The 14,805-nt window shown below is 65.9% G+C and carries 14 protein-coding genes; 1 reads left to right on the top strand and 13 read right to left on the bottom strand.

Annotated features, from left to right (window positions below; all coding sequences use genetic code 11):
• Positions 1–4: 4 nt before the first annotated feature.
• The 13 genes from IHV25_RS04520 to pyrH all read right to left on the bottom strand — a co-directional run bounded on the left by IHV25_RS04520 (position 5) and on the right by pyrH (position 13,959).
• Complete coding sequence (locus IHV25_RS04520) at positions 5–883, bottom strand: hypothetical protein (RefSeq protein ID WP_192533909.1); 879 nt, start codon at positions 881–883, stop codon at positions 5–7.
• Positions 880–2,112 carry a lipid-A-disaccharide synthase gene (lpxB, locus tag IHV25_RS04525; RefSeq protein WP_192533910.1) on the bottom strand — a complete coding sequence of 411 codons (1,233 nt, stop codon included), beginning with the start codon at positions 2,110–2,112 and terminating at the stop codon, positions 880–882. The genes IHV25_RS04520 and lpxB overlap by 4 nt, the downstream gene beginning before the upstream one ends.
• Before the next feature lie 50 nt (positions 2,113–2,162).
• Complete coding sequence (locus IHV25_RS04530) at positions 2,163–3,164, bottom strand: LpxI family protein (RefSeq protein WP_192533911.1); 1,002 nt, start codon at positions 3,162–3,164, stop codon at positions 2,163–2,165.
• Positions 3,161–3,970: an acyl-ACP--UDP-N-acetylglucosamine O-acyltransferase gene (lpxA, locus tag IHV25_RS04535; RefSeq protein ID WP_192533912.1), complete on the bottom strand. Its 810-nt coding sequence runs from the start codon at positions 3,968–3,970 to the stop codon at positions 3,161–3,163. The genes IHV25_RS04530 and lpxA overlap by 4 nt, the downstream gene beginning before the upstream one ends.
• 194 nt (positions 3,971–4,164) lie before the next feature.
• Positions 4,165–4,635 (bottom strand): 3-hydroxyacyl-ACP dehydratase FabZ, encoded by a 471-nt coding sequence (fabZ, locus tag IHV25_RS04540; RefSeq protein WP_242018784.1) that lies wholly within the window; start codon positions 4,633–4,635, stop codon positions 4,165–4,167.
• 117 nt (positions 4,636–4,752) lie between these two features.
• Positions 4,753–5,343, bottom strand: coding sequence for an OmpH/Skp family outer membrane protein (locus IHV25_RS04545; RefSeq protein WP_192533914.1), 591 nt, complete (start codon positions 5,341–5,343; stop codon positions 4,753–4,755).
• Between the two features lies 1 nt (position 5,344).
• Positions 5,345–7,672, bottom strand: a complete 2,328-nt coding sequence (gene bamA / locus IHV25_RS04550; RefSeq protein ID WP_242018785.1) for an outer membrane protein assembly factor BamA — start codon at positions 7,670–7,672, stop codon at positions 5,345–5,347.
• Positions 7,673–7,808: 136 nt separating this feature from the next.
• Positions 7,809–9,041 carry an RIP metalloprotease RseP gene (rseP, locus tag IHV25_RS04555; protein WP_192533916.1) on the bottom strand — a complete coding sequence of 411 codons (1,233 nt, stop codon included), beginning with the start codon at positions 9,039–9,041 and terminating at the stop codon, positions 7,809–7,811.
• Between the two features lie 140 nt (positions 9,042–9,181).
• A complete protein-coding gene (dxr, locus tag IHV25_RS04560; protein WP_192533917.1) occupies positions 9,182–10,372 on the bottom strand; it encodes a 1-deoxy-D-xylulose-5-phosphate reductoisomerase in 1,191 nt (396 codons plus the stop codon).
• 83 nt (positions 10,373–10,455) lie between these two features.
• Positions 10,456–11,574 (bottom strand): phosphatidate cytidylyltransferase, encoded by a 1,119-nt coding sequence (locus IHV25_RS04565; RefSeq protein WP_192533918.1) that lies wholly within the window; start codon positions 11,572–11,574, stop codon positions 10,456–10,458.
• A 305-nt stretch (positions 11,575–11,879) separates the two neighbouring features.
• A complete protein-coding gene (locus tag IHV25_RS04570; protein WP_192533993.1) occupies positions 11,880–12,620 on the bottom strand; it encodes an isoprenyl transferase in 741 nt (246 codons plus the stop codon).
• A gap of 2 nt (positions 12,621–12,622) precedes the next feature.
• Positions 12,623–13,168 carry a ribosome recycling factor gene (gene frr / locus IHV25_RS04575; protein ID WP_242018810.1) on the bottom strand — a complete coding sequence of 182 codons (546 nt, stop codon included), beginning with the start codon at positions 13,166–13,168 and terminating at the stop codon, positions 12,623–12,625.
• Positions 13,169–13,206: 38 nt separating this feature from the next.
• Complete coding sequence (gene pyrH / locus IHV25_RS04580) at positions 13,207–13,959, bottom strand: UMP kinase (protein WP_192533920.1); 753 nt, start codon at positions 13,957–13,959, stop codon at positions 13,207–13,209.
• 384 nt (positions 13,960–14,343) lie between these two features.
• Between pyrH and IHV25_RS04585 the strand changes: the two genes are divergently transcribed.
• Positions 14,344–14,799 (top strand): OmpA family protein, encoded by a 456-nt coding sequence (locus IHV25_RS04585; protein ID WP_192533921.1) that lies wholly within the window; start codon positions 14,344–14,346, stop codon positions 14,797–14,799.
• Positions 14,800–14,805: the final 6 nt, after the last annotated feature.

A 14,805-nucleotide genomic window follows, 5' to 3' on the forward strand; every position in this document is an offset into this window, starting at 1 on the left:
CCCCTCAGGCGTGATGGTGCGGGTCCGGCTGGTTTTGCTGGAGGTGCTGGTAGACAAACGAAATCATGGTCTCGATCTCGGTCATCATGACGGTGGCGGCGCTGTGCTGGTCGGGGAAGGTGTCCGCGCGGAACACCCGCAGGGAGTCCGACACGGCTTCCCGGGCGGCGCGCAGGCTCTCCAGGTCGCTTTCAAAATAGCCCAGCCAGTAAAGCGTTGCGGCAAAGCGGTTCAGGGTGACGGCCCACTGGAGCGGCGTTTCCCGCTCGTTGTAGAACTGGAGCGCGCAGGCAAACCCCTGGGCCGAGCCCTTGAGCGCGTTGGCACGGCCCCGGTCCGCCTCCCAGACCTGCCACAGGAGCATGCCCAGGGTTTCCTGCAGTGCGGCCCATTCCTGGACCGGGGGGCGGCTGTCCCAGGCGGCGGCGGCCCGGTCCAGGGCCTCGACGGCCTCCATCTCCCGATCGAAGTTCCGGTCCCGGGTGGCGAGGGCATAAAGAGCGTTGGCCAGGTTCTGGAGCAGGGTGCGGCTCTCTCCGCCAACAGAGATCACCAGCCGGTAGAGGTCGATGGCCTCCAGCAGGGTGCCGCTCCCCGTCTCAAAGACCAGTCCGCGACGGTACAAAGAGGTCGCAAGGCAACTCATGATGGCCACCCAGCCCTCGAGGTCCAGCTCCGGAGAAAAACGGGGGGCCTCGGTGCGGAAAATCTCCACGCAGTGACGCATGGCCTCCTCGTCGCCGTAAAGCCCGCCCAGGTCCCCCAGGGCGTAGGCCTGGTCCATCCGGTACTGGAAGGACTGCTCCGGATTGGTCCGTTCCATCCGGTCCGCCGCCGCGCCGCTGGCCCGGGCCCGCTCCCGCAGTCTGGTTTCTGTCATCATTCTGTCGTGTCCCCTGTCCCCGCAAGCTGGAGGATGACCCGCGCCGCCGCCTCACTGGGCAGCCCCGTTCCGGGGCCAGCAAGATGGGCCAGCGCCTCGTCCATACCTGTCACCTGCGCGGTCCGCACCGCGTCGTTTTCGAGAAGGTCAAGTATACTAGCATACAAGTCCCGGGGGTTCGCTTTTTCCTGCAACATCTCGGGAATCACTTCCCGCTCCACAAGGACGTTGATCATATTGACGAAACGGGCGCCTCCGGACAAGAGGCGACGCAGAAGGAACGCGGTCGCCGGGTGAACCCGGTAGGCGACGACGTGGGGCACCCGCGCAAGCGCAAGTTCCAGCGACACCGTTCCCGAGGCGGCGAGCGCGGCCCGGGCGGTGGCAAAGGCGCCGGCCTTCTCGGTTGCCCCGGTCACGACCACCGGATCTCCGGGCCAGTCGTCCACCGCGCGGGCGATCCGCTCGCGCAGGTGCTCGGGGGCTGGAATGACCACGCGCAGGTCCGGGTGGTGTTCGGCAAGGAGACGGACCGTCTCGCCGAAGATCCCCAGAAGGGAGCGGATCTCGCCCTTGCGGCTGCCCGGCAGAACCACGAGCACCGGCGCATCGGCGCCGATCCCGTGCCGGAGCCGGAAGGCACCGGCGTCCCCGTCCCCAAGGCCGGTCTCGATGACCGCGTGCCCCACGTGGGTGGTGGGCAGGTTGTGGCGCAGGAAGTAGGGGGGCTCGAACGGCCACAGGACAAGCAGGTGGTCCACCACAGCCGCCACGCTGGCCGCCCGGCCTTCCTTCCAGATCCAGACCATGGGTGCGACATAGTGAATGCGCAGGGCCGGATCCCTCGCCGCCTTCAGAGCCTTGTGAAGGCGGCCCGTAAAGCCCCAGGAGTCGATGGTGATCACCACATCCGGCCGGAAGGCGGCAATATCCGCCTGCACGGTCTTGAGGTGCGCCATGATGCGCCGGACCCGGGGCAGAACCTCCATCAGGCCCATGACGGCCAGATCCTCCATGGGCACCGCACTCGTGAGCCCCTCGGCCGCCATGCGCTCGCCCCCGACGCCTGCGAAGCGGATCTCCCGGCCGGGGGACTGGCGCACCAGAGCCTTCATCAGAAGAGCCCCGAGCTGGTCGCCCGAGGGCTCGCCTGCAACGATATACACGCGCAGGGGACGGGCGTCCGCTGCGGTGTCCCCAAGGGCGGGCGATGAGGGATGCGGGGGCATGTCTTACCTCGGCTGCAGGGGTGGAGAAGAGTGGGGCGGCGGCTCCCGGATCAGTCGTTCCCGTTGCTTTCGCCGCCTGTGGTGCCCGTGTCGATATCCGTAACGCTGTCGCTGCCGATGCCGATGTCGTCCGGGCCCAGGCCCACAACAAACAGGCCCAGCTCGTCGGCCTTTCTCACCATGCGGTCCAGATCGATCACCAGGGTGCCTCCGGCCTCGAGGCCAATGCCCCGCAGGCCGGCCGCCCGGGCATTGACGACGGTGGTCACGCCCACGGCGGGAAGATCGACCCGGGTATCCTGCCCGGGCTTGCGGGTTTTGACCAGCACGCCGCCGGGGCCCTCCCGGGCCAGGTCACCCGCCCGCGCAAGCATGGCGTCGGTGCCCTCGACGGCCTCCACCGCAAGGGGAATGCCCTGCTGGACTATGGCGCCCTGGCCCACGTCCAGCTCGCCCATGGCCTTGGCCAGGCGGAAGGCAAAGCGGAGGTCGCGCAGGGCCACGTCATCCGGCGCGACCGAGCCCAGAACGCCCTCGGGGGCCAGAACCGAGCCGATCACCTCATGGGAGGCCTCGATAGTAAAGCCCTCGGTCTCCAGTTCCCGGACCACGGCCCGCAGAAGGGAGTCGTCCCCCAGGGCATGGCGGGCGGCGCGCATCAGGAAGGCCGCGGTCCGCCGGTCCGGAATCAGGCGCAGAAGCTCGGCCACCGAGGGACGCCGGACGCATCCGGCCAGACAGATGGTCGCGATACCCCGGGTCCGCAGGTCGTCAAGGGCGGACAGGGCCCGGGGCAGGCGGATCCACATCTGGGGGACAGTGGCCTCCCAGTCCTGCGGGTCCGCATGGCCCTCGATGCCCACGAGGAGAAAGTCCCGTCCGTCGCGGCGGCAGGCCTCCATCACCCGCCGAGGAAGATCCCCGCCCCCGGCAACAATGGCCAGGGGAGGCCGTGGGGCTGTCGCCGGGCCGGACGCCGGGCCGGACACGCATCCGGCTCCGGCGCCGGCTCCCGCTCCGGTGTTGGCCTGGAGGGTGCGCGCTCGGATCATACCTCGACGTCGTCTCCCGGACGCACCAGGCCGCGCGAGGAAATCGTGTCCAGAAACGCGGCCACATCGCTGATCGGCGCGCTGTCGGGCCAGCGCTCGACCATCAGGGCCTTCTGCTCGGCAATGGCGTCGCCCGAGAAGAGAAGGCGGAAGGCGTCGCGAAGGTTCGCGATGTCCTCGCGGGTGTAGCCCGCCCGGCGCAGGCCGACGATGTTGAGCCCCACAATCTGGCCGTTGCGGCCCGTGCCACCGGACAGGGCGGTGGTGAAGGGCAGGACGTCGGCGCCAATGGCCGAGAGGCCGCCGATCATGGCCAGCTTGCCGATGCGGGTGAACTGGTGGATGGCGGAGCCGCCGCCCAGCACCGCGTAGTCCGCGACCTCGACGTGTCCGGCCATCAGCACGTTGTTGGCAATGATCACCCGGTTGCCCACGATGCAGTCATGGGCCACGTGAACGCCGATCATGAACAGGCCGTCGTCGCCGACCCGGGTCACCATCTGGCCGCCCTCGGTGCCCGTGTTCATGGTCACGTGCTCGCGGATGGTGTTACGCCGTCCGATCTCGAGGCGCGACGGCTCGCCCCGGTATTTCAGGTCCTGGGGAGGCAGGCCGAGGGAGGCAAAGGGATAGACCTTCGTCCCCTCACCAATGGTGGTCCTGCCGCTGACCACAACGTGGCTGACAAGCTCCACGTTCTCGCCGATGACGACCTCTGCCCCGACGGTGCAGTAGGGGCCGATCACGGCGCTTGAAGCGATTTCCGCCCCGGGTTCGACAAGTGCAGTCGAATGAATCTTGGGCATTGTGGGTGCTACCTTTTTCGCACGGGCGGACCGGGGCCGGGGCGGCGGGGTGTCCGTCGTAGCCCCTGTGTTTGCGAGCACGGCTCGCCCCGATCCGGTATAAAAAATCCGGCTCCGAATGTGACCGCGGCCCCACACGGGGGCACACGGTCCGGTCCGGAGTACTGCTCCCTCGGAACAGGCGTCCCGGGGGGTTACTCTTTTGCGTCGTCGATCATGGCGGAGAAGGAGGCCTCGGCCACAACGGCGCCATCCACCTTCGCAACGCCGTCGAACTTCCAGACCTTGCCGCGGTGCCGTGTTTTCACAACATGGAGCTCCAGGCGGTCACCCGGCTCGACGGGTTTGCGGAAGCGGGCGTTCTCGATCACCATGAAGTAGACCAGCACACCGTGGGCCGCGGACCCGAGCGCCTTGAGCACCAGGGCTCCGGCGGTCTGGGCCATGGCCTCCACAATCAGCACGCCCGGCATGACCGGACGGCCGGGGAAGTGCCCGGGGAAGAACGGCTCGTTGTAGGTGACGTTCTTGATTCCCACACCGCTTTCGCCGGGGATCACATCAACGATCCGGTCCACAAGAAGAAACGGGTAGCGATGGGGGATCATCTTGATGATTTCGTGGATGTCGATTTTCTCGACAACCTGAGCGCTCGCCTCGGTCATGCTGAAAGTCTCCATGGAGATTCGCCCCGACGGGCGGATCCATGTGGTTTGGATAACAGGAACAGGCGGGCCTCGTCCGGAAAACCGGATGAGACCCGCCGGGTGAAACGCGAAATCCTACTTGCCCGGAACGTCGGGGAGGGTTTCGGGATCCGTGAAGGTCACGGAGGTCAGGCTGGCGTTGACACGCTTCAGAACCTCGTCGGTCAGTTCCATGCGCGGGTCAAAAAGCAGGGTCTGGTGCTTGTAGAGAACCAGATTGATGGCCCGCTCAAGAGCCACTTCCTGGGATTTCTCGATAATGACCTTGTAGACCTCTCCCTGGGCCAGGGACAGGGCGCGGTCGAGCTTGCCCAGCCTCTGGGACACGCCCATGCGGAAGGCGTTGACCTTGCGCTCGAACTCCTGGCGACGCTTGACGGCGGCCTCGCTGGTCTGGTCCTTGCCGCCCATGACCTTCTGGGCCTCCTGCTGGAGCGCCCGTTCCTCGGTCATGGCCTCGGTCTGGTACTTCTGCAGGTAGCGGTCATACTCCGCCTGAATGGAGGAGCCAACCGTGACCTCGCCCATGATCCTCTGGAGATCCATCACCCCGATGGTGGCATTTGGAAAATCAGCCGGGGCGGGAGTCTGCGCGCGCGTGACACCCGTGGGCACGACCGCAAGAAGGAGGAGCAGCGCAAAAACGCGGCATGTCTGCTTGAGCATTTTAGAACCTCGATCCAAAGGAAAGCCTCAGCGTTTCGGTCTCGTCGTAGTCTTTTTTCATGATCGGGAAGCCGAAGTCCACGGCAATGGGCCCCACCGGCGACACCCAGGTGAGACCGAAGCCCACCGAGACACGGGGTGATGCATCCCAGTCCATAAGTTTGGCGTCATATTTGTCGGGTTTTCCGGACAGGCCAACGTCGGTGAACAGGCGTCCGGTGATGCCGATATCCTCGGGCAGGCCCAGGGGAATGCCCAACTCGGCCGTTCCCGTGACAATCCAGTTTCCGCCGAGGGCGTCCTCGGTCTGGGGATCCCGGGTGCCGGCACCGGCGGACTCGAAGCCCCGCAGGTTGGTTCCACCCAGGAAGTAGCGCTGGTTGATGGCCACGTCCTCGCCAAGGCCGAAGATGTAGCCGGCCTGTCCCTGGAGATTGAAGTTCCAGGCCGGGTTCCAGTCCAGAATCTCGCCGACGGGGAGGTAGTAGGCCGCCTTGATGTCACTGCGCAGGAACGCCTCGGTGCCTCCAAGGCCCGCCACGTCGTTGGACAGGGACACGAAATAGCCCTCGGTGGGGTTCAGGCGGGAATCCCGGCGGTCATAGGTCAGCACATGGCCCACCAGCGAGGTGGTGGTGTTGCGCTTCTGGTCGCGGATGAAGCGTGACGCGTCCCAGGCGACGTGCTCGATCTTCATCTTTTCCACGTTGTAGCGCACCGAGTGGCTCCAGGCGGAATTGTAGTTCCATCCGAACCGCACCCCGCCCCCGATGGAGCGGTAGTCGTAGGAGCTTTCGTCCTGGAGGTCGCGCTCGACCGCGTAGGCGTCCACGCCCGCGGCCAGCTTCCGGTCCAGGAAGTAGGGTTCGGTGAAGCCCAGGTCCAGCTGCGAGCGCCGCTGCGCCCAGGAGACCGAGGCCCGCAGATCCTGGCCGCGTCCGAGGAAGTTGCGCTCCCGGACGCCCACCTCAACGAGCGCGCCCACAGAGCTGGACCAGCCGATGCCGAAGGACACCTCGCCGGTGGAGCGTTCCTTGACGTCCACCACGACCGTGGTGCGGTCGGCGGCGGCGGGGGAGGGCTGGTTGGACACGTCCACCGTCTCGAAGAAGCCCAGGTCCTGGACGTTCTGGCGGGAGCGGCGGATCTTGGAGGAGTTGAAGGCGTCACCCTCGGCGATCAGGAACTCGCGGCGGATCACCTCGTCGTGGGTGCGCACGTTGCCCTGAATGTCGATGCGGTCGACAAACACCCGGGGGCCCTCGTTGACCTCGAAGACGATGGAGATCACGCGGTTTTCCGCATCCCGGGTCACCCGCGGGCGCACATCCACAAAGGCGTAGCCCAGGTTGGCCACCTCTTCCGAGATGCTCTCGGAGATGTCCTCGACCTTCTTGGCGTCGTACCAGTCGCCGTTCTTGACCTCGATCATCTTGTAGAGAACCGCCGGATCCAGGTTCTCCAGGTTGCTCTCCACCTCGATGGTTCCGAAGCGGTAGCGCTCGCCCTCGTGCAGGGTGAAGGTGATGAAGAAGCTCTGGCGGTCGGGGGAGAGCTCGGCAATGGCCGAGCGGACCTCGAAGTCTGCATAGCCGCGCTTCAGGTAGAAGCGCCGCAGAAGCTCGCGGTCGTAGTTGACCCGGTCCGGATCGTAGGTGTCGGTGGAGGACAGGAACTTGTACCAGGTTTCCTCGGAGGTCATGATGACCTCGCGCAACTCGCCCGCCTTGAAGCGGGAGTTGCCAACGAAGGAAATCCCCTTCACCGTGGTCGAGGGGCCCTCGTTGATCTCGAAGACCACGTCCACCCGGTTCTGGTCCAGCTTGATCAGCTTGGGCTCGACGGACACCGCAAAGCGTCCGGACCGGCGGTAGAGGTCCAGGATGCGCTGCACGTCCTCCTGGGCCCGCCACTCGGTGAACACCACCCGGGGGCGAAGCTGGATCTCGCCCTCAAGGGCTGTGGTGGGAACCCGCTTGTTCCCCTCGAAGACCACCTGGTTGATGATGGGGTTCTCGATCACCTTCACAACAAGGCTCGAGCCCTCAAGACGGATGGTGACGTCGGCAAAGAGGCCCGTGTCGAACAGGGCCTTCAAAGAGGCGTCCGCAAGCGAGGCGCTGTAGGGCTCGCCCTCGCGCAGGGTCATGTAGGTCCGGACGGTTTCAGGCTCGATCCGCTCCGCGCCCTCGACGATGATGCGGCTGACGACCGCTCCCGAGTGGGCGGACGCGCGGCTCTGGGCAAACGCCTCGGGCACCGGAAACCCGGGTGCGCCCGTTGCGACAGCGACACCGGTGAGAGCGAGAAACAATCGCCTGAAGGCCATCTTTCCATTTTCTCCCATATCGTTGAACTAAGCCCTTCGAGCGAGGTGTGAATAATCCGATCGGTCACTCTGCGAACGTACCGCAACAGGCACAATATTCCAAGGCGATAGTGCGCCGAGTGTCACATTTAAGTAATTAAAGCCCCTTAACTTTGTCGAGCCATTGCGGGACAATGTCATTAAAGGTGGCATAGACCATCAGCGTCAGCACCGCCGCCAGACCGAAGCGCAGCATCCATTCCTGCACCCGGTCGCTCAGCGGGCGCCCCCTCAGGGCCTCCCAGGTGTAGAACACCAGGTGTCCCCCATCGAGCATGGGGATCGGCAGAAGGTTGATCAGGCCCAGGTTCGCCGAGAGAAGGGCGACAAACATCAGGAAGCCCAGAGTGCCCTGTTCCAGGGCCTTCCCGGACATGCGGGCGATGGTGATCGGGCCCCGAAGCTCCTCGGTGGAGCGGTAGCCGGTGATCATCTGGCCCACAAAGCGGAAGGTGTCCACCACCAGGGCGCCGGTCTGGGCAAAGCCCTCGCCCAGGGCCTCGACCGGTCCCAGGCGGACCCGGTCCGCCTCGCTGCCCGGCGTGAAGATGATGCCGATCTGGCCGATCTTCACCTTGTTGTCCAGGGCGTCGCCGCGCATGACCGCGGTAACGGGCACGTCGTAGTCCAGAAGGGCGCCGTCACGTTTCACCGTGACCTTCACCGCCCGGTCCCCCGCGAGCATGACCGTGCGCTGCACATCCTGGCGCGCCTCCACGTCATGGCCGTCCACGGAGACGATCAGGTCTCCGGCCCGAAGGCCCGCGGCCTGTGCGGGCATGCCGTCCACCACCTCGGCGATCCGGGCTTCCGGACGCAGCTGGCCCCAGACCATGAACACGCCCCAGAAGATGGCGATCGCCAGCACGAAGTTGGCAAGCGGTCCCGCGGCAACAATGGCGAAGCGCTGCATGACCGACTTGTACTGGAAGCAGACCGCCTTCTCGGCGTCGGTCATCTCCCTGAGAGCCTCCTTGTCGGCGGTGGCGCTTGTGGCGTCCTCATCGCCGAAAAAACGGACGTAGCCCCCCATGGGGATGGCCGAGAGGCTCCAGCGGGTGCCGTGACGGTCCGTGAAGCCGCCCAGCTCCGGGCCGAAGCCGATGGAGAAGGTCTCCACCCGGACCCGGTTCAGCCGGGCAACCAGAAAGTGTCCCATCTCGTGAACGAACACGACGATGGACAGGACAATCAGGAACCCGAGAAGGATAAAGCCCACATCCCCCGCACTGGCCCAGAACCCGGTCGCTTCGCTTGCGGTCCCGGACACCGCGCTGATGGCGGACTCAAGGGCGTCGCCCGCAGAGGACGGGGAGGGGGTCTCTGGCATGAACGGAAATCCAGTCGTGATTGAGAGAAAACACGGGGAGGGCTGCCGCAGGCGCGGCAAACGCTGACAATAGGGCTCAGGCGCGGGAAAGACAAACGAATGTGCATTAAAAAGTCATCCCCGCCTGAAAAAGGACGGGGTTACTCGGCCAGGGCGTGGGTCTTTTCCCGGGCGCACACACGCGCCTCCCGGTCCACCGCGAGCACGGTGTCGAGGGAATCAAGGGTGCCTCCGGTTGTGGACGTCCGGGCAATTTCGCCCATGGTCGCCTCCACCACAACGGGAATATCCAGGAAACGGATCTCCCGGTTCAGGAAGGCGGCCACCGCAACCTCGTTGGCGGCGTTCATGGCCGTGGGAACCACGCCCCCCTGGTGCAGGGCCTCGCGCACGATCCTGAGCGCCGGGAAACGCTCCGCATCCGGGGCCCGGAAGTCCAGGCGCCCAAGCTGTGCAAGGTCAAGCCGGGGCACGGGGGCCGCCATTCTCTCGGGGTAGGCAAGGCAGAACGCGATGGGGGTGCGCATGTCCGGAGACCCGAGCTGGGCCAGAACCGACCCGTCGATGTAGGCCACCATGGAGTGGATCACGGACTGGGGGTGCACCAGGATCTCGATGCGGTCCGCCGGCAGGCCGAACAGGTGGTAGGCCTCGATGAATTCCAGGCCCTTGTTGAACATGGACGCGGAGTCCACGCTGATCTTGGCGCCCATGGACCAGTTGGGGTGGGCGACCGCCTGTTCGGGGGTCACGGACTTCATCTGCTCAAGGGACAGGTCTCGGAAGGCGCCGCCCGAGGCCGTCAGGATCAGGCGGTCAATGGCCTGGACGCGCTCGGCATCGAAGACCTGGAAGATGGCGTTATGCTCGGAATCCACGGGCAGGAGACGGGTGCCGCAGCGGGCCACCTCCTTCATGAACAGCTCGCCCGCGCAGACAAGGCATTCCTTGTTGGCCAGGGCCACGGTGCGGCCCTGCCGGACGGCGGCCAGGGTCGGCTCCAGACCGGCGGCGCCGACGATGGCGGCCATGGTCCAGTCCGCCTCGCGGGCTCCGGCCTCGATCACGGCCTCCGGGCCGGCGGCGGCCTCGATACCGGTTCCGGACAGGGCGTCCTTCAGCTCGGCGTAGGCGCCGGGGTCCGCAACGGCGGCAAACTTTGCGCCGAGGTCGATGGCCTGGGCGGCCAGGGTCCGGGCCCGGGAATTGGCCGAAAGCGCCACGACCTCGTAGTGCTCCCGGTTGCGGCTGATGAGATCGATCGTGTTCTTTCCAATCGAGCCGGTGGAGCCCAAAATCGTGACACGCCGTTTCGCGGTCTCAGTTCCCATGATCGAACCCTTTCTCTAGTCGTGCGCCAGTCGCCGGTATGCGTGGTTCTAGCGGTTTTCCCCGCAAACGCCAAGGAGGCTTTTTACCAGATCGTGCCGGTCAGCGGGGGCAGAATCATGAGCGAGTGGCCGCCAAGACGCACCGGCCCCGGGTTCTGGAACAGCCAGACCAGGAAGGGAACAAGGAGGAACGCCGTGGCCAGCAGGCCGTCGAAGCGGTCCAGAAGGCCTCCGTGCCCGGGGATGATGTGGCTGGAATCCTTCTGGTCGAAGCGGCGCTTCAGGAAGGACTCAAAGAGATCGCCGCCCTGGGCCACCACCGCAACCAGCGCTCCGACCACAAAAGCCACCATGATCAGGGCCTGGGCCTGGGGCGGCACATCGCGGGCCAGCAGCACAAGCGTGGCCGCAAGGCCCGAGCACACCGCTCCGCCCACCAGGCCCGCCCAGGTCTTGTTGGGGGAGATGCGGGGCGCCAGCTTGGCGCCCCCGATGGCGCGTCCGGCGAAATAGGCGCCCGTGTCCGTGGCCCAGACCATCACCAGCAGCCCAAGGAACGGGATCCAGCCCGCAGCGGCCCGGAAGAAGACAAGCGCGAGCAGCGTGACCCCCAGATACAGGAGGCCGGTCACGTCCCACCACCGGCTCTCGCGGTTTTTCCGCTCGAGCACCAGAACCGCGGCGGCGGCGGGCACCAGAAGCAGCCCCGCCCAGAGCATCATGGGAAGGGCCAGGGTCCGGGACACATCGCGGATGTTGGCGTCGGTCAGCTCGTCGCGGGGGCCGCCGAACACACCGGGCCCGACCCGTCCGCGTCCCAGCTCGATCTCGCCTCCGGTCAGCGGGTTGAGGGCATAGTACCCGTAGAACCGGGTGTCGGGTCCGATGGGGGCGCTCTCGGCCGCCTTGTCAGTGGCAGGGGCAGGGGCGGCCAGTCCCACCTCCTCCCGGGTCATCTCGCGCCACTCGGTGGGCCAGACCGTGGGGAGGATCGCAGTCAGGGCAATCATCAGGGACAGGGTGAACCCCATCACCTGCCCGGAGGCAGTGAACTGGCCCCGGTGCGAGATCCGCGACCACTCCCAGGCCATGATCCCCCCCATGAGGGCAAAGAGCGCCTCGAACCAGGGGGAGCCGAGCCACACAACCCCGAGAAACAGGGGCGCGAGAACAAGGGCCGAGAGAACGCGGGTCATGAGCATGGCTTCGGGTTTCCTTCGCGGCAGGAGGACGGACTCCGGTTTTATCCGCCCGGGCGGCCGGATGCCAGCGCTTCGTGTCTCCGGACGGGGGAAAAACGGGGCGGGCGCGTCCCAGGGGAGAGGAGACCGATCCAAAGCAGGGCAGGGGGCGGGCAGAAGTCTCCGGGTGCGGCCCGGCAGGGCTCGGGCGCAGGTGGAAGCCTCCGGGTGCGGCCCGGCGGGGCTCGGGCGCAGGTGGAAGCCACCGGGGGTGGCCCCGAGGGGCTCTAGGGCAGCCGGGCAGTTCAGGGGAAGCGGGGAGGGCGTCAGACGCCCCCGAACCGCCGTTCCCGGGTGCGGTAGTCCGCAAGTGCGTCGGCCAGGTGCTGGCCGTTGAAGTCGGGCCACAGGACGGGCGAGAACACCAGTTCCGCATAGGCCGCCTGCCACAGCAGGAAGTTGCTGATTCTCTGCTCCCCGGAGGTGCGGATCAGCACGTCCGGATCCGGCAGATCCCGGGTGGTCAGGTGGCGGTTCACGTCCGCCTCGCCGATGGTCTCCGGATCCAGGGTTCCGGCGGCCACCTCCCGCGCGATGTCCTTGACCGCGTCAACGATCTCGAGCCGGGAGCCGTAGTTCAGGGCAATGGTCAGCTGGAGCCCGGTGCCCTGGCCGGTTTCATGCTCGGCCTCCGCGATCAGGTCCAGCACATCCTGGCTGAAGCGGTCGCGCCGGCCGATGACCCTCAGGCAGACGTTGTGTTTCGCAAGGTTCCGGAGCTCGCTTTTCAGGTAGAAGCGCAGAAGCGACATGAGGTCAGAAATCTCGCTCTGGGGACGCTTCCAGTTTTCCGATGAAAACCCGAACAGGGTCAGATGCGTGATTCCAAGGCCCGGTGACGCCTCGACAACAGCACGGACGGACTCGGCCCCCTTGCGGTGCCCGGCGGTCCGGGGAAGTCCCCGGGCCCGGGCCCAGCGGCCGTTTCCGTCCATGATGATGGCGACATGCAGGGGATGTCCGTCTGATGGACCTCGGGTGCCCGAAAGTGGAGATTGGGCTGTCATCATCAGACCTGCATGATCTCCTGCTCTTTCACGCCAAGAGCCTCGTCCACGGCGCGGATCATGTCATCGGTCAGCTTCTGGACGTCGGTCGAGAACTTGCGTTGCTCGTCCTCGCTGATCAGGCCGTCCTTCTCCAGCTTGCGGAGCTGGTCCATGCCGTCGCGGCGCACGTTGCGGATGGCCACGCGGACCTCCTCGGCGTACTTGCCGGCGACCTTGGTGAGCTCCTTGCGGCGCTCCTCGTTGAGCGGCGGAATGGGGACGCGGATCAGCTGCCCGTCCGAGGCCGGGTTCAGGCCCAGGCCCGCGTCGCGGATGGCCTTGTCCACGGCCTTGGCCATGGAGCGGTCCCAGACCTGCACCGAGATCATGCGGGGCTCGGGCACGGAGACCGTCGCCACCTGATTGAGGGGAACCATCTGACCGTAGGCGTCCACCATCACCGGATCCAGCAGGGCAATGGACGCACGTCCGGTGCGAAGGCCCGCGAATTCCTTTTTCAGGACATCGACAGAGCTCTCCATTCGGTTCCTGAGGTCGGTTCTCATCTTGGAAAAATCAGCGGACGTGTCATCAGCCACGGGCATTACTCCTTCTCGGTGTCACAGCAGATCTCGGTAAACAGTCCCCGGCGGGCCAGAACCTCGCACAGGGAGCCCGCAGAGTGAAGGGAAAACACGACGATAGGGATTTTGTTCTCCCGCGCAAGCGCAATTGCGGACGTGTCCATGACACGCAAGTCCTGCTTGAGCACGTCCGAGAACGTCAGGCGGTCGTAACGCACCGCATCCGGTACCTTTTTCGGGTCCGCGGAGTAGACGCCGTCCACCTGGGTGGCCTTCAGGATGGCGTCGCAGTTGACCTCGACTGCCCGCAGGGCCGCGGCCGTGTCGGTGGTGAAAAACGGGTTTCCGGTCCCGGCGGCGAAAATGACCACACGGCCCTTCTCCATGTGGCGAATCGCCCGGCGGCGGATGTAGGGCTCGCAGACCATGGACATGGGGATCGCGGACTGGACCCGGGTCTGGACCCCCTGCTTCTCGAGGGCGTTCTGGACCGCAAGCGCGTTCATGACCGTGGCCAGCATGCCCATGTAGTCGGCGCTGGTGCGGTCCATGCCCTCGGCGGCCTTGGAGACGCCACGGAAGATGTTCCCGCCGCCAATCACGACGCACAGCTGGATGCCGGTGGCGAGGGCGTTCTTGATCTCGCCCGCGATGCGGTTGACCATCTCGAGGTCCAGGCCATATTCCCGGTTCCCCAGAAGCCCTTCGCCCGAGAGTTTCAGCAAAACCCGTTTGTAGCGCGGCGGGCGGGAACCCTGTGAATCAGACGTCATTGGAAACCTCGATAAAAAACCATCACATAGTACGGCAGATGTGGGAAAAACCCGGAAAACGGGTCGGTAATCATAAGCGAGAGCCAACAAAAAGGCGAGGCCCAAACATCCGCAACGCTGCCTTTGCCCGCTGCCCTACAGACATTCCGGTAGGGGCGGGGGCGCGGGTGCAGCGGGCAGGCCCGGCAGGCGCACGCCAAAGTCCCGGTTTTCCGCGGTTGGGACGGCACCGGACCGCTGTTCGGGGCGCGGTGCCCTGTCTTTTCTGAAAAAAGATCTTGGCAACCACTCTGGAGCTACTACAGAATGACCCCTTGCCTGAAAACACGGTGAGCGTGTGTGGAACGACTTCCACCCGGGCAGGGCTTTCCAAGGAGATATAACGTGTCCAGAATCATGACTGTTCTCCTTCTTTCCTTCGCTGTCGGCGTCGGTCCGCTTCTTGTGGACGCGGGCGCAGCCCAGGTTCCGGGGTTTGCCGGGACTCCGGCCCCCGAGAGCACGGGGGCTGACCGCTACACGGTGGCGTTCCAGCCGTCGGCGGCCTCGCTCTCCACCCGGCAGAAGGCCCGGATCGCCGAGATCGCCCGCTACTGGAAGCGGCAGAACGCGACCGGTCTTCGGGTGGTGGGCTTCGGTGAGACCGGCCTGGATCCGCAGGCGTCTCTCAGCCTGTCGAAGGCGAGGGCCGAGGCGGTCCGGGACGAGCTTCGCAAGAACGGCATCCGCCCGGAATACATCTCCACCTTCTGGCGGGGCGGCAACGGGCCCTCCGACCATCTGGGTATCCACGAGGACGATGCACAAAACAGCCGCGTGGACATCCAGATCGTGTGGTAGGAGCCG

The sequence above is a fragment of the Phaeovibrio sulfidiphilus genome, assembly GCF_014861485.1.
GTDB lineage: Bacteria > Pseudomonadota > Alphaproteobacteria > Rhodospirillales > Rhodospirillaceae > Phaeovibrio > Phaeovibrio sulfidiphilus.

What these genes read in the sequence shown, in the direction of transcription:
- IHV25_RS04530 (WP_192533911.1), bottom strand. Translation starts at nt 3,164, where the DNA reads ATGATCCGAGCGCGCACCCTCCAGGCCAACACCGGAGCGGGAGCCGGC.
- frr (WP_242018810.1), bottom strand. Translation starts at nt 13,168, where the DNA reads ATGAGAACCGACCTCAGGAACCGAATGGAGAGCTCTGTCGATGTCCTG.
- IHV25_RS04565 (WP_192533918.1), bottom strand. Translation starts at nt 11,574, where the DNA reads ATGCTCATGACCCGCGTTCTCTCGGCCCTTGTTCTCGCGCCCCTGTTT.
- lpxB (WP_192533910.1), bottom strand. Translation starts at nt 2,112, where the DNA reads ATGCCCCCGCATCCCTCATCGCCCGCCCTTGGGGACACCGCAGCGGAC.
- fabZ (WP_242018784.1), bottom strand. Translation starts at nt 4,635, where the DNA reads ATGACCGAGGCGAGCGCTCAGGTTGTCGAGAAAATCGACATCCACGAA.
- rseP (WP_192533916.1), bottom strand. Translation starts at nt 9,041, where the DNA reads ATGCCAGAGACCCCCTCCCCGTCCTCTGCGGGCGACGCCCTTGAGTCC.
- IHV25_RS04520 (WP_192533909.1), bottom strand. Translation starts at nt 883, where the DNA reads ATGATGACAGAAACCAGACTGCGGGAGCGGGCCCGGGCCAGCGGCGCG.
- IHV25_RS04570 (WP_192533993.1), bottom strand. Translation starts at nt 12,620, where the DNA reads ATGACAGCCCAATCTCCACTTTCGGGCACCCGAGGTCCATCAGACGGA.
- IHV25_RS04545 (WP_192533914.1), bottom strand. Translation starts at nt 5,343, where the DNA reads ATGCTCAAGCAGACATGCCGCGTTTTTGCGCTGCTCCTCCTTCTTGCG.
- bamA (WP_242018785.1), bottom strand. Translation starts at nt 7,672, where the DNA reads ATGGCCTTCAGGCGATTGTTTCTCGCTCTCACCGGTGTCGCTGTCGCA.
- pyrH (WP_192533920.1), bottom strand. Translation starts at nt 13,959, where the DNA reads ATGACGTCTGATTCACAGGGTTCCCGCCCGCCGCGCTACAAACGGGTT.
- lpxA (WP_192533912.1), bottom strand. Translation starts at nt 3,970, where the DNA reads ATGCCCAAGATTCATTCGACTGCACTTGTCGAACCCGGGGCGGAAATC.
- dxr (WP_192533917.1), bottom strand. Translation starts at nt 10,372, where the DNA reads ATGGGAACTGAGACCGCGAAACGGCGTGTCACGATTTTGGGCTCCACC.